Here is a 16,711-nt window from a genome sequence, read left to right on the forward strand (position 1 = left end):
CCCGCCGAAGGTGCCCCATGCGACTGCGCCACGCCCTCGCCACCGGAGCCACGGTTGCCCTGCTCGCCGTCCCCTCCGCCGCGGGCACCGCGCTGGCCGCGCCCACCCCCCCACCCGTCGCCGGCGGCGGCGCCGACACCTCCGGCGGTGCCGACACCATCGCCGTACCGGAGCGCCAGCCGACGTGCGGAAACCCCACCGACACCGCCTTCCCGATCGGTACGCGGATCAAGGACGGGCCCACGGCCTACGAGGCCGGCGGCGGCTTCCGGACCTGGCACGTCGAGCTGACCAACACCACCGCCCGGACCTGCGGCAACATCCACCCCGTCATCGTCTTCACGGACCGTGCGCAGGCGCTGCTGCCCTCGCAGGTCCAGCTGGAGTTCTACGAGGACGAGAAGGGCCCCGCGCAGGGTGGCCGGCCGCACCCCGTCACCATCGAGCGCACCGACCACAACGAGCTCGTCGGCGTCCTCGACAACGGCTTCCCCGGCTACACCGTCCCGCCCGGCCGGACCCTCACCGTCCCCGTACGGCTCGCCTTCACCTCCGACGCCCGCCCCGACGAGGTCACCGCCAACGCCGCGATCGTGCAGCGTCGGGGCGACGACGGCGACTGGGTCGGGGAGTCCGGCGACTACCGCTTCACCGTGCACGGCGAGGAGGAACGCCCGACCGGCGAGACCACAGCCGGGGAGCGGCCCACGGGGCCGTCGCCGCCCGGGGAGGCCGCGACCGGGGAGCCGGGTGTCGTCGAGGAACTGCCGAGGACCGGCCACGACACCCTCCTCCTGGCCGGGGCCACCGCCCTCGCGCTGCTTCTCGGCGCCGGAGCGCGGTGGTGGGTCGGACGCCGGGGGCGCGGGCGGCACTGACGTTCAGCTGACGTTCACGGGCGCCACCGACGTTCACGTACGTCTGCGACCATCCCGCCGTGGACTACCCGAACGGCCAGGCCTCCCCTGGCACACCTGGCACACCTGGCACACCCGGCGCACCCGGCGCACCCGTCCGCTCCGGCATCCCGGAGCACGGCCGCGTCCCCAAGTACTACGCGGTCAAGGCCCGCCTCTCCGCCCTCGTCGACGAGCTCGGCGAGGGCGGGGCCCTGCCCACCGAGCGCGATCTGGCCGTGCGGTACGAGGTCTCGCGCGAGACCGTACGCCAGGCCCTGCGCGACCTGCTGCTGGAGGGCCGGCTGCGCCGCCGGGGGCGCGGCACCGTCGTCGCCGGGCCCAAGCTGGAGCAGCCGCTGGCGCTCGCCAGCTACACCGAGGGCGTACGGCGCCAGGGACGCAGACCCGGCCGTCACCTCGTCTCCCTCGACCGCTTCCCGTCCCCGCGGGAGCTCGCCGCCGATCTCGGCATCGCGCCCGGCGACCCCGTCTGGCACCTGGAGCGGGTGCTGCTCGCGGACGACGAACGGGTCGGGCTGGAGAGCACGTACGTCTCCGAGGCCCGCGTCCCGCGCCTGGACACCGACTTCGACCCGGACTCCTCCTTCTACGCCTACCTGCGCGAACGGCTCTCCATCACCTTCGGCGACGCCGACGAGCGCATCGAGACGGTCCTGGCCACCCCGCGCGAGGCGCTGCTCATCGGGACGCCGCCCGCGCTGCCCATGCTCCTGCTGCACCGCGTCTCGCGGGACGCCGACGGCAGACCGCTGGAACGCGTCCGCACCCTCTACCGCGGCGACCGCTTCAGCTTCACGACCCATCTCGGGCCCCACCAAGGCGGATAACGGAACGATAACGGGTCTAGGCCAAGCTTGCGGGGGCGTTCACCTTTCCGTCGCCGGCCCGACCCACCCGCGCCACCCGCCGCCGCGACCGTTTCCGCCGTGAGAGTCATCGTCGTAGGAGCCGGCGTGGTGGGCACCATGCACGCCTGGCACGCAGTGGAGCGCGGCCACGAGGTCGTACAGATCGAGCGCGAGACCGAGGCCCGGGGGGCCTCCGTCCGCAACTTCGGCCAGATCTGGGTCAGTGGCCGCGCGGGCGGTGAGGAGCTGGACACCGCCCTGCGCGCCCGCGCGTTGTGGGAGTCCATCGGCGCCCGCGTGCCCGCGCTCGGCTTCCGGGCCATCGGCTCGCTGACCCCCGTCCGCACGGAGCTGGAGCTCGCCGTCGCCGAGGCCGCGGTCGCCCGGCCCGACGCCGCCGCCCGCGGCTACCGGCTGCTCACCCCCGCCCGGGCCCGCGCCCTCAACCCCGCCCTGCGCGGCGACTTCACCGCCGCCCTGTGGTGCGAGCGGGACGCGGCCGTCGAACCGCGCACCGCGCAACCGGCGCTGCGCGAAGCGCTGCACGCCTCCGGGCGCTACACCTTCCTCCCCGGGCGGGAGGTCCGCGAGGTCGTCGGCGAGAACGCGGTACGCGACGACCACGGCGACGTCCACCGCGGCGACGCCGTCGTCCTGTGCACCGGCGCCTGGCTCGGCGGGCTCGTCCGCGAGCTCACGGGAGGCGACCTGCCCGTACGCCGCGTACGCCTGCAGATGATGCAGACCGACCCGCTCGGCGAGCCCCTCACCACCTCCGTCGCCGACGCCGACTCCTTCCGCTACTACCCGGCGTACGAGTCCGACGCTCTGGAAGCCGGCCAGCCCCAGGAGCCCGTCGCCGCCGCGCACCGCATGCAACTGCTGATGGTCCAGCGGCTCGACGGCGGGCTGACCATCGGCGACACGCACGAGTACGAGCACCCCTTCGCCTTCGACACCCGCGAAGACCCCTACGAGCACCTCACCCGGGTCGTCGAGTCCTTCCTCGGCCGGCCGCTGCCGAGGATCCGCCGCCGCTGGGCCGGGGTGTACGCGCAGTGCACCGACACGCGCCGCGTCGTCCACCGCCGGCGGGTGCGCGACGGCGTGTGGCTGGTGACCGGCCCCGGCGGGCGCGGCATGACGTGCTCGCCCGCCATCGCCGAGACGACCGCGAACGAACTGGGTTGGTGACCACCATGACAACGACCATGGCAAGGGAACTCGTCGTCCTCGACATGGCCGGTACCACGGTCGCCGACGGCGGCCTGGTGGAGGAGGCGTTCGCCGCGGCCGCCCGCCGGCTGGGCGAGGAGCCGACCGAGGCGATGCTGGACCACGTCCGCGCCACCATGGGCGAGTCCAAGATCTCCGTCTTCCGGCACCTCTTCGGCGAGGCGACCCGCGCCCAGGCCGCCAACCGCGCCTTCGAGGAGGCGTACGGGAAGCTGGTCGCGGACGGGCGGATCGCGCCGGTGCCGGGCGCCGCCGACGCCGTCCGCGAACTGCGGGACCAGGGGCGCACGGTGGTGCTGACCACCGGGTTCGCCCGCGTCACGCAGGACGCCATCCTCGACGCCCTCGGCTGGCGCGACCTCGTCGAGTTGACGCTCTGCCCCGCCGACACGCCCGGCGGGCGCGGGCGCCCGTACCCCGACATGGTGCTGGCCGCCCTGCTGCGCACGGGCGCGGCGGACGGCGTCCAGGGCGTCGCGGTCGCCGGCGACACGTCGTACGACATGCTCAGCGGCGTACGGGCCGGGGCGGGGGTCGTCGCGGGCGTGCTGACGGGCGCGCACGGCGCGGACGCGCTCCGCGCGGCGGGCGCCACGCACGTCCTCGGCTCGGTCGCCGAACTGCCCGCGCTCCTCGCCGAGGTGGAGGCATGACCGGGAGCGGTATCCGCTTCGAGGGGGTCTCCGTCGCGTACGGCGGGAACGTCGTCCTCGACTCCTTCGACCTCACCGTCGAGCCGGGCGAGGTCATGGCCCTCCTCGGCCCGTCCGGCTCCGGCAAGACCACCGCGCTGCGGACGGTCGCCGGGTTCGTGCGGCCGGTGTCGGGGCGGGTCCTCATCGGCGACCGCGACGTCACCGCGCTGCCGCCGTACCGGCGCGGCATCGGGATGGTCGTCCAGCAGTACGCCCTCTTCCCGCACCTGAAGGTGGCCGACAACGTCGCCTTCGGGCTGCGCGCCCAGAAGGCGCCGAAGGCCGAGATCCCGGGGCGCGTCGCCGAGGCGCTGGAGATGACCGGCATGGCCGCGTACGCCGGGCGCTACCCGCGCGAGCTGTCCGGCGGGCAGCAGCAGCGCGTCGCGATCGCGCGGGCGCTCGCCATCCGGCCGGGGGTGCTGCTCCTCGACGAGCCGCTGTCCGCGCTGGACGCGCAGCTGCGCTCCGGGATGCTGGCGGAGCTGGCGCGGCTCCACCGCGAGCTGCCGGACTTGTCCCTCCTGTACGTCACCCACGACCAGGTGGAGGCGCTGACGCTGGCGGACCGCATCGCGGTCATGGACCGGGCGCGGCTGCGGGACTGCGGCACGCCGCAGGAGCTGTACCGGCGGCCGCGCACGGAGTTCACGGCGTCGTTCGTCGGCAACGCGAACCTGCTGCCGGTGACCGTCGGCGCCTCCTCCGGGACCGTCGCCTTCGCGGGGCGCGAGCTGGACCTCCCGCTCCCGGTGGACGTGGCCGGTGGCGCCACCCTGTGCGTACGCCCGCACCTCCTCGGCCTCGGCGAGGGGCCCAACACCCTGCGCGGCACCCTCGCCGAGGTCCAGTGGCGCGGCTCGACGCACCGCCTGTACGTCGACGTCGCCGGGCACCGTGTGATGGCGGACGTCCGTGAGCTGCGCGGACCGGGCGATCTGCCGCCGCTGGGCGCGGAGGTGGCGCTGCACTTCGCACCGGAGGACGCGGTGCTGCTGCCCGCGGAGGTGTCCGGTGGTTAGCGCGTCGCCGCCCGCAGGCGCGGGCTCGGGCGCAGGTCTCCTGGCGGGTGGTTCCCCTCCGTCGGCCTCCGCGTCCCCGCCCGGCCTGTCCGCCCGGCTCTGGGCCCTTCCGCCCGTCCTGGCCCTCGGGGTCGTGTTCCTCTACCCCCTCGCCCTCGTCGTCCAGGAGTCCCTCGCCCCCGGCGCGTACGCAGGCGTCTTCGCGTCGGACGCCTTCCGGGAGGCGCTGGCCACGACCGTGTGGCTGGCGGTCGGGGCGACCGCCGGGTGCCTCGTCCTCGGGTTCGTGCTCGCGCTGGTCATCGCGTTCGTACCGTTTCCGGGAGGGCGGGCCGTCGCCAAGTTCATCGACGTCTTCCTCTCCTTCCCCTCCTTCCTCATCACGCTCGCGCTCCTCTTCCTCTATGGCACCGTCGGCATCGCCAACGGCCTGTGGACCGACGTCACCGGGGCCGCCGAGGGGCCGCTGCGGTTCCTGGCGACGCCGTGGGGCGTGCTGCTCGCCGAGATCACCTACTTCACGCCCTTCGTCATGCGGCCGCTCCTCGCCGCGTTCTCGCAGCTCGACACCGCGCAGCTGGAGGTGGCGTCCTCGCTGGGCGCCCGCCCGGCACGGATCGTGCGGCAGGTGATCCTGCCCGAGGCGCTGCCCGCGCTCGCCGCCGGCGGGAGCGTCGTCCTCGTCATGTGCCTGAACGAGTTCGGCATCGTGCTCTTCACCGGCGCCAAGGGTGTGACGACCCTGCCGATGCTGGTCTACGGCAAGGCGATCCTCGAGTCCGACTATCCGGCCGCGTGCGTCGTCGCGGTCGTCAACATCGCGATCTCCGTGGGGCTGTACGCCCTGTACCGGGTGGTGAGCCGTCGTGTTGGTGCACAGCGCTAAGGGCCGGTGGGCGCTCTGGGCCCTCTTCCTCGTCCTCTTCCTGCCGCTCTTCGCCCTCCCCCTCCTCGTCATCCTCGCCGCCTCCTTCTCCACGCACTGGTCCGGCGCCCTCCCCTCCGGCCCCACCACCGAGCACTACGCCTCCGCCGTACGCGGCGAGTCGCTCCAGGCGCTCACCACGAGCCTGGTCACGGCCCTCACCGCGAGCGCCCTCGCGCTCGTCGTCGGGACGTGGGCCGCGCTCGCGGCGCACGCGCTCGGCAGGCGCGGGCGCAGAACGCTGGACGCGCTGTTCGTGCTGCCGGTCGCCGTCCCGTCCGTCGTCGTCGGACTCGCCGTGCTCGTCGCGTTCTCGCAGCCGCCGCTGCTGCTCAACGGCACCCGGTGGATCGTGGTCCTCGCGCACACCGTGCTCGTCACGGCGTTCGCGTACCAGTCCGTCTCCGCCGCCCTCGTACGCCTGGACCCGGTGTACGAACAGGCCGCCGCGAGCCTCGGCGCGCGGCCCGCGTACGTGCTGTGGCGGGTGAAGCTGCCGCTGCTGCTGCCGTCGCTCAACGCCGCCGCCGGGCTCTGCTTCGCGCTGTCCATGGGGGAGCTCAGCGCCACGATGATGCTCTACCCGCCGGACTGGCTGCCGCTGCCGGTGCTGATCTTCACGGCCACCGACCGCGGGTCCCTCTTCACGGGCTCGGCGCTCGCGGTCGTCCTCATGGCGGCGACGCTGCTCGTCCTGCTCGCCGTCTCCCGCATCCGTACCAAAGCCACGTACCGCTAGGAGAGAACGACGTCATGCTTACGCACGCCAAGCCGCTCGCCGCCACCGCCGCGAGCCTCCTCCTCGCCGCCGGCCTCACCGCCTGCGGCACCGGCTCCGCCGCCTCGAACGAGAAGGTCGTCACCGTCTACAGCGCCGACGGCCTCAAGGGCGAGAAGGGCGACGGCTGGTACGACCAGGTCTTCGCGGACTTCGAGAAGGAGACCGGCATCAAGGTCGAGTACGTCGAGGGCGGCTCCGGCGAGATGGTGCAGCGCGCCCTGCGCGAGAAGCGCAACACCCAGGCCGACGTGCTCGTCACCCTCCCGCCCTTCATCCAGCAGGCCGACTCCAAGGGGCTGCTCCAGCGGTACGAGCCGCAGGGCGCCGACCACGTCCACGGCGCAGACAAGGCCGCCAACGGCGCCTGGACCTCCGTCGTCAACAACTACTTCGGCTTCGTCTACAACAAGAAGGAGCTCCCCAAGGCCCCCACCACCTGGGAGGAGCTCCTCGGTGCGGCGTACAAGGACAAGCTCCAGTACTCCACGCCGGGCGTCGCGGGCGACGGCACCGCCGTCGTCATCAAGGCCCTGCACGACTTCGGCGGCCAGGAGCCGGCCATGGAGTACCTGAAGAAGCTCCAGGCCAACAACGTCGGCCCGTCCTCCTCCACCTCCAAACTCGCCCCCAAGGTCGACAAGGGCGAGCTCCTCGTCGCCAACGGCGACGTCCAGATGAACTTCGCGCAGGCCAAGTCCATGCCGAACCTCGGCATCTGGTTCCCGGCCCGGCAGGGGGGCAAGCCCACCACCTTCGCCCTCCCGTACGCCGCCGGCCTGGTCAAGGACGCCCCGCACAGCGAGAACGGCAGGAAGCTCCTCGACTTCATGCTCAGCGAGCGGGCGCAGCGCCAGGTCAGCGCGGTCGGCGGCGGCTTCCCCGCCCGTACCGACGTCAAGCCCACCGACGCCAACGCCATCGAGCTGGCCGCGCTGATGAAGGGCGTCGACGTCTTCGAGCCGGACTGGGCGGACGTCGACAAGAACCTGAAGACGTACATCGACGCGTGGAAGACGGCGACGGGCAGCTGAAGCGCGGCAGCCGAAGCACAGCCAACAGTTCACCGCACGTATCTGGTGCCCCGCGAAAAGTAGCGGAAGCATAACGGGTATGGACCAACACCCCTGTGCCGCAGGGGTGTTGGCGTGCGCCCCGACCCCCTCGATGGAGGTTCCCCGATGCCGAACACCGGCATGCCCCGCCGTACCGTGCTCGTCGCCGCAGCAGCCGGGGCCGCCACGGCGGCGGTCGCCGCCGCCCCGGCCGTCGCGGCCCCGACACTGCCGAACGGCACCAGCCAGGACAAGGTCCTCGTCGTCGGCATGGACGGCCTGCGCCACGACAGAATCGACGCCGCCAACGCCCCGCACATGAAGGCGATGATGGCGAACGGCACCTACGGCCTGTCCCTGCTGTACGCGAACCCCATGGCCGCCACCTCCTCCGGCCCCGGCTGGTCGACCATCTCCACCGGCGTCTGGCCGGACAAGCACGGCGTCAAGGACAACACCTTCACCGGCAAGAACTACGGGCAGTACCCCGGCTTCCTCGCCCGCCTCGCCCAGGTGCGGCCCGGGCTGTCCACATACGCCGCCGTCGACTGGAAGCCGCTGGACACCCAGGGCACCGTCACCCCCGGCGCCGACGCCAAGCTGGTCCTCGACGGCGACCGGGACGGCTACGTCGCCCACGACGCCACCATCACCGCCGAGACGGAGGCGATCCTCCGCGACCAGAACCCGGACGTCCTCTTCGTCTACCTCGGCAACACCGACGTCGTCGCGCACGCGAGCGGCACCGGCCAGAAGTACCTCGACGCCATCGCCGTCCAGGACGCCCAGCTCGGGCGGATGCTCGCCGCCATCAAGGCCCGCCCCACGTACGCCTCCGAGCGCTGGACCGTCATCGTCGCCACCGACCACGGCCACGCGGACGCGGGCGGCCACGGCGGCAGCTCCATCGAGGAGCGGCGCACCTTCGTCCTCGCCACCGGCCCCGGCATCGCCGCCGGCGCCCGGCCCCTCGACACCCGGCTCGTCGACGTCGCCGCCACCGTCTTCCACCAGCTCGGCATCGTCCCCGACCCGGCCTGGGGCCTGGACGGCAAGCCGATCCAGCAGCGCTCCACCGACCCCTTCGACACCCTCCAGTCCGCCCTGACGCAGCGCGTCGACGAGACGGGCATCCCCGCCGGGGTCCTCGGCTTCACGCACACCCCGCCCAGCGGCTGGTCCGTCATCAACAACGCCATGGGCACCGGCGGCATGACCGAGTGGCGCGGCTGGTCCTTCGCCACCGACGAGTTCTGGTCCCGCACCCAACGCGACCAGCAGCGCGAGCTCAACGTCCGGGCGCGCGGCGTCTTCGCGGTCGCCGACTCCGACGAGTGGGCCGACAAGTCCTTCTCCGGTACGTACGACTCGACGCTGGTCACCCCCGCGTACAGCGTCAGCGGCAAGAGCAGGGTCACCCTCGACTTCACCACGCTCTACCGCCAGGAGGGCGGCCAGACCGCCGAGGTCCTCGCCTCCTTCAACGGCGGCACGCCGACCGTCGTCAAGAGCTACACCTCCGACGTGATCTCCAAGCCCCAGTCCCTCACCGTCGCCGTCCCCTCCGGCGCGTCCAGCGTCAGCTTCCGTTTCCGTTACACCGGCTCCAACAACTGGTACTGGACCATCGACGGGGTGAAGATCACCTCATCCTGATTACGCTGGGGGCGTCGCCACAGTGCCGTCGCGGCGCCCCCAGCACCCACGCACGACTTGCACGGCAGGAGTCCCGCAACCATGGCAGAGCGCAAGCCGATCGAATCCTGGCTCACCGACATGGACGGCGTCCTCATCCACGAGGGCGTCCCCATCCCCGGCGCCGACGCGTTCATCAAGAAGCTGCGGGACACCGACAGGCCCTTCCTGGTCCTCACCAACAACTCCATCTACACCGCCCGCGACCTGCACGCCCGGCTCGCCCGCATGGGCCTGGACGTGCCCGTCGAGAACATCTGGACCTCGGCCCTCGCCACCGCCCAGTTCCTGGACGACCAGCGGCCCGGAGGCACCGCGTACGTCATCGGCGAGGCGGGGCTCACCACCGCGCTCCACGACATCGGCTACATCCTCACCGACCACGCCCCGGACTACGTCGTCCTCGGAGAGACCCGCACCTACAGCTTCGAGGCCCTCACCAAGGCGATCCGGCTGATCAACGGCGGCGCCCGCTTCATCTGCACCAACCCCGACGAGACCGGGCCGTCCGCCGAGGGCCCGCTGCCCGCCACCGGATCGGTCGCCGCGCTGATCACCAAGGCGACCGGCAAGGACCCGTACTTCGCGGGCAAGCCCAACCCGCTGATGATGCGGACCGGGCTCAACGCCATCGGCGCGCACTCCGAGACCAGCGCCATGATCGGCGACCGCATGGACACGGACGTGCTGGCCGGCCTGGAGGCGGGCATGGAGACGTTCCTGGTGCTGACCGGGCTGACCAGCCCGGCCGATGTGGACCGCTACCCCTTCCGGCCGTCCACCGTCGTCGACTCCATCGCCGATCTGGTCGAGCGCATCTGACGGAACCGGCTGCATCACCGCAGGTCACAGCGGTGGCTGCGCCGAATGGCCGCCCCCGTCGGCCCCTGGAGATGCGAAAAGTCCCGACAGGAGTGAATCTTCGAGTACCAGGAGGTTCACGATGCGTTCAGGACTGCTCGCTTTCCGTGCCGCAGGGGCGGCCACCGTACTGGCGCCCGTGCTGGTGCTCGCACCGGCCGCCGGCCTCGCGCACGCGGGGGAGGAGGAACCGGGGGGCCACCACAAGGTGACGGCCCTCGTCTACCCGGCGACCGCGGCCCCCGGCGCCGACGTCGACATCCGCGTCACCGGCTGCAAGCGCGACCACGGCCACGCCAGGTCCAAGGCGTTCGTCACCGAGGCCCCGCTCTCCGCCCACGACGGCAAGGGCGCGCCCCTGCGCGGCACCACTGCCGTCAAGTCCCACATCGCCCCTGGTACGTACGACGTCACCGTGCACTGCGACGGCCGCGACCACCACGCCGCAGGCGCCGTCCACATCATGCTCCCCACGCCCGCCACCCCCACCGCGCCCGTACGGGCCGGCGGCGGCGGCGCGGCCACGCTCGCCGCCGACCCCGCCCAGGCCCCGAGCGTCGCCGACGCCGTCACCGGAGCCGACGAGGCCGGGCCCGGCACCCCGCACACCGTGATCGGCCTCGTCCTCGCGGGCGCGGCGGCCGTCGCCGTCGCGTTCCGCAGCGCCCGCCTGCGCCGCCGCCGGCGCACCGGCGCGGGTACGGGCCCGGGCGCGGACTGACGGCCATGGCGTCCAGCCCGGACCGCCCGGCCGGCTCCGGGCGGCTGCTCACCGGCGTGGCCTGGGCCCTGCTCCTCCTCGGCCTGTGGCTCTGGGGCAGGGAGATACCCGACGGCCCCGGCGGCCTGTCCGCCCCCGCCACCGGCGACGCGGCCGCCGTCGGCCGCCCCCTCGGCGTACCGCTGCCGCCCGCCCATCCGCCGCTGGAGCCGGCCGGGCCGACGCGGCTGGAGGTGGAGTCGCTGGGGATCGCGGCGCCGGTCGTGGCGCGGGGGCTGGACGCCACCGGGGCGGTGGACCCGCCACCGTACGAGACACCGCGGACCGTCGGCTGGTTCGGCGCCGGCAGCGAGCCCGGCACGGACGGCGCCGCGCTCTTCGTCGGCCATGTCGACACCGAGACCGAACCGGCCGTCTTCTACGGGCTCAGCTCGGCCCGCCCCGGCGAACGGGTCCGGGTGACCAGGACCGACGGCTCGACCGCCGAGTTCACCATCGAGGACGTGCAGGTCTTCGCCCGCGACGAGTTCGACCCGAAGAAGGTGTACGGGCAGCGGCGGCCGGGCCGCGCCGAGCTGCGGCTGATCACCTGCGGCGGCACCTTCGACCGCGCCTCGGGCGCCTACACGGCGAACGTCGTCGTCTCCGCGTACCTCACGGGCGTGACCGGGGCCCGCTGATCCAGGGCCGGCTGATCCGGGGCCGGCTGATCCGGGGCACGCTGATCCATGACCGGCCCGTGTGTCAGGATGGATTGGACCGGGCTTGTCCGGGGCAGGGGCGCCTGGGGGGTGGCCCCCGACGACAGTGCACCAAAGGGGAGTGGATGTACGGCAGTTGCACCGGTCGTGTACGCCTGGGCGCGGCCGCGGTGGGGGCGGTCGCGGCGCTGCTGCTGGCGGGGTGTTCCTCCTCCGACGGCGGGGAGCAGCCGCAGGGGGCGGCACCGGCGATCGGCCAGCAGCCCAAGGGGATCTCCCCGTTCTGGGTCAACCCGGAGGGGAAGGCGGCCCAGGCGTTCGGCAGTCGCCTGCGCGACGGCGACACGAAGAACGCCGAGCTGCTCAAGAAGATCGCCGCCCAGCCGGTGGGCCAGTGGGTGGGGGCGGAGAACCCGGAAGCGGAGGCCCGCGGCTACACGGAGGCCGCCGCCAAGGCCGACCGGGACGCCGTCCTGGTCCTCTACAACATCCCCCACCGCGACTGCGGCCAGCACTCCGCGGGCGGCGCCGCCGACGGCAACGCGTACCGCGACTGGCTCGACAAGGTCGCCAAGGGCATCGGCGACCGGCCGGCCACGGTGATCCTGGAGCCGGACGCCGTGATGCACATGGTGGACAACTGCACCGACGGGCGCTACCACGAGGAGCGGTACGACCTCCTCCGCGGCGCCGTGCAGCGGCTGAAGCAGCAGCCCCGCACCAAGGTGTACCTGGACGCGGGCAACGCGGGCTGGGGCAAGCCCGACCAGATCTTCGAGCCGCTGAAGCGGGCGGGCGTCGGGCAGGCCGACGGCTTCGCGGTGAACGTCGCCAACTTCCAGACCACCGAGGCCAGCAAGGAGTACGGCCGGAAGGTCTCGGCGAGCGTCGGCGGCAAGCACTTCGTCATCGACACCAGCCGCAACGGCAACGGCCCCTACACCGAGGGCGACCCCGCCGAGCGCTGGTGCAACCCGCCGGGCCGCGCGCTCGGCGAGACGCCCACCACCGACACCGGCGACCCGCTGGTCGACGCGTACCTGTGGATCAAGCGCCCCGGCGAGTCGGACGGCGACTGCAAGGGCGGCCCGAAGGCGGGCGACTGGTTCCCGGAGTACGCCCTCGAACTGGCCCGCAACACGAAGTAGGACCGCGTACGCGAAGGGCCCCGGCAGCCGATGCGGCGCCGGGGCCCTCGTGACGTCACGGGGGTCGCGTTACGGAACCTCGACCCAGACCGCCTCCGACGGCGTGCCCTTGTCGTCGGTGACGAAGAGCATGTACCAGCCGGACGGCACCAGCGCCCGGTTCTTCGGCACCGTCACCTCGATGCCGTCCGCCGTCTTCTCCACCTCCAGCGCGATCGAGCGCTGGTCGACGTCCGTCACGTGCGTGACCGCGCTCGGCCGCATCAGCTTCGCCGTCTTGATCTTCGCGGCGTCCGGCGTCTTGAAGACCCCGCTCTCACCGCGCTCGATCGTCTTCGGCCCCGCGGTGACCTTCGGCCGCGCGTCCCGGTACAGGTAGGGCGGGGTGTAGATCTCGATGCGCTGCTCGAAGACGCCCGGCTTGGTGTTGGCGGCGTCGGCGAAGAGCGAGTCCGAGCCGAAGATCATCACGCGGCCGTCGGGCAGCAGCACGGACCCGGAGTGGTAGTTGCGGCCCACCTCCGGATCGGCGACCCGCTTGTACTGGCCGGTCTTCGGGTCGTACGTCCGCGCCTGGAGGATGTTGGAGCCGCCGCGGCCCCGGTAGTCCTCGGAGCCGCCGGTCACCAGCACGGTGTCGTCCGGCAGCAGCGAGGCGCTCGGATAGCGGGTGCCCTTCTCCAGCGTGGCGCCGTCCTTGAAGCGGGGGTTCGGGTCCTTCAGGTCGACCAGGCGGGACTTCTCGCTGGACTCCTGGGACTCGCCGACCCCGCCGCCGCCGATGACCATGAACTTCTGGTCCTGCGCGGGCGGCAGCATGACCGTCGCCGAGGTCTCCATCTTGTCGGGGTCGCTCAGGCCCGGGATCTTGTCGAACGTGTTGGTCTCCAGGTCCCAGACGCCCGGTTCGCGGCCGACGTCGGCGGGGCCGTACCCGGCGTTGGAGCCGGAGTAGAAGAGCTTGCCGTTGTCCATCAGGAAGATCGCCGGGTAGGTCGGGAAGCGGCGCTCGATCCCGGTGTACTCCCACGTCTTGGTCTTCGGGTCGTAGATCTCGTCCTTGCCGGGGACGATCTGCCCGATCTCGTCGAGGCCGGAGAGGGCGAGGACCTTGCCGTCCTTCAGGGTGGTCAGCGTGGGGTACCAGCGGGCCTCGTTCATCGGGTCGACCTTGATGTACTTCTCGGCGACCGGGTCGAACTCGAAGGCGTCCTTGATGCCCTGGAAGTCCTTCTTGTCGAGGGCGAGCTTCTGCGCCATGCCGTAGACGTTGCGGGCGTCCTTGCCCTTGAGGCCCTCGACCTTGTAGTTGTCCTCGGTGCCGGTCTCGAACTCCTTGCCGGACTCCTCGGCCTCCACGTAGATCCGGCCGAGGCCCGGCTCGGTGCGCAGGAAGCGGCCGGTGGCCGGGTCGAAGACCTTCTTCGCCTTCTCCACCAGGATGGGGTCCTTGGAGACGAAGGTCTTGCCGTTGGCCTTGCCGGTGAACTTGGTGCCCGCGGGCAGCGTGATCGGCTTGTCCGGGTCCTCGTTGTGGACGATCATCAGGCCGCCGGCCTTGGTGACGTCGCCCTTCAGCTTCTCGTACCGCTTGGTGCCGCCCGCGACCAGCAGCTTCCCGTCGGGCAGCTGGGTGTGCCCGGCGCAGAACATGTCCTTGGGCGTGGGGATCTTCTTGAAGGTGTTCGTCTTCGGGTCCCACAGCACCGACTCGAACTTGTTCGCGTCGAAGTTCTTCTGGTTGTTGCCGGATCCGGCGATGAGCAGCACCTTGCCGGTGTGCAGCAGCGCCGCGTGGATGGTGTTGATCCGGAACTCGGAGGGGACGTCGAGGAAGTCCCAGTGGCCGTTGGCGGCCTTGTACTCCGGCTTGTTGATCGTGTAGTCGTGGTACTTCTCCGAGCCGTACCGGTACAGGGCCGGCCCGTTGAACCCGGCGACCACCGCGACCACCGCCGTGCCTATCAGGATGCGACGGGCGCGGTTCCTCCGGTGGTTGGGCCGGACGGGCAGGCTGCTCATTTGTTACGTCCCCCAAGGGCGATCTGCATGGTGTCGTTCTGCTCGGCCCAGCTCGGCCTGTCCTGCGGCGCGTGGTCCACGGCCGGCGCGGGCGGCTGCGGCGGCCGGCCCCCGCCGGCGTGCCGGGCGGGGCGCCGCTTCTTCTCCTGGCGGAGCATGTGCCGCCAGACGAAGATCGGCAGCGCGGTGATCAGCGTGGCGAACGTCGCCCAGATGACCATCGCGGGGTGGGAGTTGCCGAAGACGAAACCGGCGACCATGGAGCCGACGAAGATCGCGATGAAGTACCAGTGGTACCGGAAGGTCCCGAACCACCGGTCCGGGCTCGCCGAGTCACCCTTCGGGGTGACGACGAACTTGCTCTTGCGGCGCAGGGCGGAGTCGATCAGCGCCTTGGCGTAGAGCGGCGCGGACAGCGCGGACATGACCATGCCGGCCACGCCGCCGGATCCCTCCGGCTCGTGCGGGGAGACGTTGTGGCGGCGGTTCCAGACGTACAGGCCGATCTGGAGCGCGGAGGCGTTGCCGTAGAGCATCAGCCACACGGTCGGGTCGATGTTCACGCCCGAGGCGCCCAGGCCCAGGAAGAGCGCGCAGCTCAGCGCCGCGAGGATCCAGTTCAGGGCGGACATCGGGTAGAAGATGATCATCATCGTGTAGTTGAAGAGCTTGCCCGCCGGCAGCGTGCCGAAGCCCCTCCAGTACTGCTTGAGGATCGTCTCGTACGTACCGCGCGACCAGCGCATCTGCTGGGTGAAGAAGTCGGTCCACGCGCTGGGGCCCTCGCCGACCGCGAGGACGTCCGGGGTGTAGACGGAGCGCCACTTCCGGCCGGTCGCCGGGTTCTTGTGGCGGTGGATCTCGAAGCCGGTCGCCATGTCCTCGGTGATCGAGTCGTACAGGCCGCCGATCTGCTTCAGCGCCTTGATGCGCACGGCGTTCGACGTGCCGACGAACATGGGCGCGCCGTAGCGGTTGCCGGCGCGCTGGATCAGCGCGTGGAAGAGGAACTGCTGCGACTCGGCGGCCTTGGTGACGAAGTTGTCGTAGTTGCCGTAGACCTGCGGGCCGATGACGAAGCCGACGTCCGGGTCGCGGAAGAAGCCGAGCATGCGCTCCAGGTAGTTCGGCAGCGGCACGTGGTCGGTGTCGACGGAGGCGAAGAAGTCGTAGTTGTCGCCGTGCGCGTCCAGCCAGGCGTTGTAGTTGCCGTGCTTGGTCTTGGCGCGGTGGGGGCCGGAGGGCTGGTTCCACTTCGCGATGCCCTTGCGGGAGAAGTGGTGCACGCCCAGGCGCTCGCAGACGGCCTTGACCTCGGGGTCGTCGCCCTCGTCCAGCAGCCAGACGTGCATGAGCCCGCGGTGACGGATCCTCACCGCGGCCTCCAGTGTCTTCGTCACCATCTCCAGGGGCTCCTTGCCCGGGACGAAGGAGGTGAGGAAGGCGACGCGGGTGCCGGTCTCCGGCACGACCGGTATCGGGTCACGGGCGACGAGGGTCGCGTGCGCGTTCGACAAGACGTTCATGCAGCGGAAGAGCTCGATCAGGCCGATCGAGACGAGCATGACGACGTCGAGGGCCGGCAGCCAGGCGAAGGCCGGGTAGTCGCGCTCCGTCCAGTGCGAGGGCTGGAGCAGCCAGACCAGCAGCACCAGCGAGAGTACCGGCGCCGCGGCGAGCATCAGCGCGACCCGGATGCGGTGCGGCTCCTGCGAGATGAGGGACCGGTACTGCACCGTGTACGGCTTGCTCGGGTCCGGCTGGGTGAGCGGCCCGGCGAGCCTGCTGTAGTGCTCGTAGTCGTAGCGCGGCAGTGGCTTGGCGACGGCGCGCTGCCGGGGCCCGCCCCCGGTCCGAAGCTGCGGGGGAACCCGAAGCTGAGTGGTCCGGGATGGGTCGTTGTCCTGCCGGGCGCCGGATGGCGTCGACGTCATGAGTCATCCCCCTGCACGCATGCTGGCTGCGTGATTGGTCGTGTTCGTTCACACCCGGGCCGCGCGATTTCCTCGGCTTCCCTCGGCCGCCGCGAACGGGTGCATCAGTGGCGGGCCGCCGTCTCCTCAGACAGGAAACAGAGGCCTTCC

Annotated in this window: 15 protein-coding genes; 13 read left to right on the forward strand and 2 right to left on the reverse strand. The window is 71.9% G+C overall.

Annotated features, from left to right (window positions below; translation table 11 throughout):
- Positions 1 to 17 precede the first annotated feature (17 nt).
- The 13 genes from ACIRNI_RS13000 to ACIRNI_RS13060 all read left to right on the forward strand — a co-directional run bounded on the left by ACIRNI_RS13000 (position 18) and on the right by ACIRNI_RS13060 (position 12,605).
- The gene (locus tag ACIRNI_RS13000) at positions 18 to 878 is read left to right on the forward strand and encodes a hypothetical protein (RefSeq protein ID WP_403551001.1); all 861 of its coding nucleotides are present in this window, start codon (positions 18 to 20) and stop codon (positions 876 to 878) included.
- A 59-nt stretch (positions 879 to 937) separates the two neighbouring features.
- Complete coding sequence (locus ACIRNI_RS13005) at positions 938 to 1,747, forward strand: GntR family transcriptional regulator (protein ID WP_403551003.1); 810 nt, start codon at positions 938 to 940, stop codon at positions 1,745 to 1,747.
- Positions 1,748 to 1,846: 99 nt separating this feature from the next.
- Positions 1,847 to 2,962, forward strand: coding sequence for a TIGR03364 family FAD-dependent oxidoreductase (locus ACIRNI_RS13010; protein ID WP_403551005.1), 1,116 nt, complete (start codon positions 1,847 to 1,849; stop codon positions 2,960 to 2,962).
- A 5-nt stretch (positions 2,963 to 2,967) separates the two neighbouring features.
- Positions 2,968 to 3,657: a phosphonatase-like hydrolase gene (locus ACIRNI_RS13015; protein ID WP_403551007.1), complete on the forward strand. Its 690-nt coding sequence runs from the start codon at positions 2,968 to 2,970 to the stop codon at positions 3,655 to 3,657.
- Positions 3,654 to 4,721, forward strand: coding sequence for an ABC transporter ATP-binding protein (locus ACIRNI_RS13020; protein ID WP_403551009.1), 1,068 nt, complete (start codon positions 3,654 to 3,656; stop codon positions 4,719 to 4,721). The genes ACIRNI_RS13015 and ACIRNI_RS13020 overlap by 4 nt, the downstream gene beginning before the upstream one ends.
- 40 nt (positions 4,722 to 4,761) lie before the next feature.
- Entirely contained in the window at positions 4,762 to 5,607 is an 846-nt protein-coding gene (locus ACIRNI_RS13025; RefSeq protein ID WP_403551595.1) for a 2-aminoethylphosphonate ABC transporter permease subunit, read from the forward strand.
- Positions 5,588 to 6,385 carry an ABC transporter permease gene (locus ACIRNI_RS13030; protein WP_403551011.1) on the forward strand — a complete coding sequence of 266 codons (798 nt, stop codon included), beginning with the start codon at positions 5,588 to 5,590 and terminating at the stop codon, positions 6,383 to 6,385. Before ACIRNI_RS13025 ends, ACIRNI_RS13030 begins: the two co-directional genes overlap by 20 nt.
- 14 nt (positions 6,386 to 6,399) lie before the next feature.
- Positions 6,400 to 7,458 (forward strand): 2-aminoethylphosphonate ABC transporter substrate-binding protein, encoded by a 1,059-nt coding sequence (locus ACIRNI_RS13035; protein WP_403551013.1) that lies wholly within the window; start codon positions 6,400 to 6,402, stop codon positions 7,456 to 7,458.
- A 147-nt stretch (positions 7,459 to 7,605) separates the two neighbouring features.
- A complete protein-coding gene (locus ACIRNI_RS13040) occupies positions 7,606 to 9,135 on the forward strand; it encodes an alkaline phosphatase family protein (protein ID WP_403551015.1) in 1,530 nt (509 codons plus the stop codon).
- An 81-nt stretch (positions 9,136 to 9,216) separates the two neighbouring features.
- A complete protein-coding gene (locus ACIRNI_RS13045) occupies positions 9,217 to 9,996 on the forward strand; it encodes an HAD-IIA family hydrolase (RefSeq protein WP_355353525.1) in 780 nt (259 codons plus the stop codon).
- Between the two features lie 121 nt (positions 9,997 to 10,117).
- On the forward strand, positions 10,118 to 10,756 hold the full coding sequence (locus ACIRNI_RS13050) for a hypothetical protein (RefSeq protein ID WP_403551018.1): 639 nt from the start codon (positions 10,118 to 10,120) through the stop codon (positions 10,754 to 10,756).
- 5 nt (positions 10,757 to 10,761) lie between these two features.
- Positions 10,762 to 11,436, forward strand: a complete 675-nt coding sequence (locus tag ACIRNI_RS13055; protein ID WP_355353531.1) for a class F sortase — start codon at positions 10,762 to 10,764, stop codon at positions 11,434 to 11,436.
- Positions 11,437 to 11,582: 146 nt separating this feature from the next.
- Complete coding sequence (locus ACIRNI_RS13060) at positions 11,583 to 12,605, forward strand: glycoside hydrolase family 6 protein (RefSeq protein WP_403551021.1); 1,023 nt, start codon at positions 11,583 to 11,585, stop codon at positions 12,603 to 12,605.
- Between the two features lie 69 nt (positions 12,606 to 12,674).
- On the opposite strand, the gene ACIRNI_RS13065 is transcribed toward ACIRNI_RS13060, so the two are convergent.
- Positions 12,675 to 14,627: a galactose oxidase-like domain-containing protein gene (locus ACIRNI_RS13065; RefSeq protein WP_403551023.1), complete on the reverse strand. Its 1,953-nt coding sequence runs from the start codon at positions 14,625 to 14,627 to the stop codon at positions 12,675 to 12,677.
- Complete coding sequence (locus ACIRNI_RS13070) at positions 14,624 to 16,561, reverse strand: glycosyltransferase family 2 protein (protein ID WP_403551025.1); 1,938 nt, start codon at positions 16,559 to 16,561, stop codon at positions 14,624 to 14,626. Before ACIRNI_RS13070 ends, ACIRNI_RS13065 begins: the two co-directional genes overlap by 4 nt.
- Between the last annotated feature and the right edge of the window lie 150 nt (positions 16,562 to 16,711).

Source organism: Streptomyces sp. NPDC093546, from assembly GCF_044765045.1.
Classification (GTDB): domain Bacteria; phylum Actinomycetota; class Actinomycetes; order Streptomycetales; family Streptomycetaceae; genus Streptomyces.

Excerpts from the sequence above, each read along its gene's own strand:
- ACIRNI_RS13000 (WP_403551001.1), top strand. The coding sequence starts at position 18 with ATGCGACTGCGCCACGCCCTCGCCACCGGAGCCACGGTTGCCCTGCTC.
- ACIRNI_RS13015 (WP_403551007.1), top strand. The coding sequence starts at position 2,968 with ATGACAACGACCATGGCAAGGGAACTCGTCGTCCTCGACATGGCCGGT.
- ACIRNI_RS13020 (WP_403551009.1), top strand. The coding sequence starts at position 3,654 with ATGACCGGGAGCGGTATCCGCTTCGAGGGGGTCTCCGTCGCGTACGGC.
- ACIRNI_RS13035 (WP_403551013.1), top strand. The coding sequence starts at position 6,400 with ATGCTTACGCACGCCAAGCCGCTCGCCGCCACCGCCGCGAGCCTCCTC.
- ACIRNI_RS13040 (WP_403551015.1), top strand. The coding sequence starts at position 7,606 with ATGCCGAACACCGGCATGCCCCGCCGTACCGTGCTCGTCGCCGCAGCA.
- ACIRNI_RS13045 (WP_355353525.1), top strand. The coding sequence starts at position 9,217 with ATGGCAGAGCGCAAGCCGATCGAATCCTGGCTCACCGACATGGACGGC.
- ACIRNI_RS13050 (WP_403551018.1), top strand. The coding sequence starts at position 10,118 with ATGCGTTCAGGACTGCTCGCTTTCCGTGCCGCAGGGGCGGCCACCGTA.
- ACIRNI_RS13055 (WP_355353531.1), top strand. The coding sequence starts at position 10,762 with ATGGCGTCCAGCCCGGACCGCCCGGCCGGCTCCGGGCGGCTGCTCACC.
- ACIRNI_RS13060 (WP_403551021.1), top strand. The coding sequence starts at position 11,583 with ATGTACGGCAGTTGCACCGGTCGTGTACGCCTGGGCGCGGCCGCGGTG.
- ACIRNI_RS13065 (WP_403551023.1), bottom strand. The coding sequence starts at position 14,627 with ATGAGCAGCCTGCCCGTCCGGCCCAACCACCGGAGGAACCGCGCCCGT.
- ACIRNI_RS13070 (WP_403551025.1), bottom strand. The coding sequence starts at position 16,561 with ATGACGTCGACGCCATCCGGCGCCCGGCAGGACAACGACCCATCCCGG.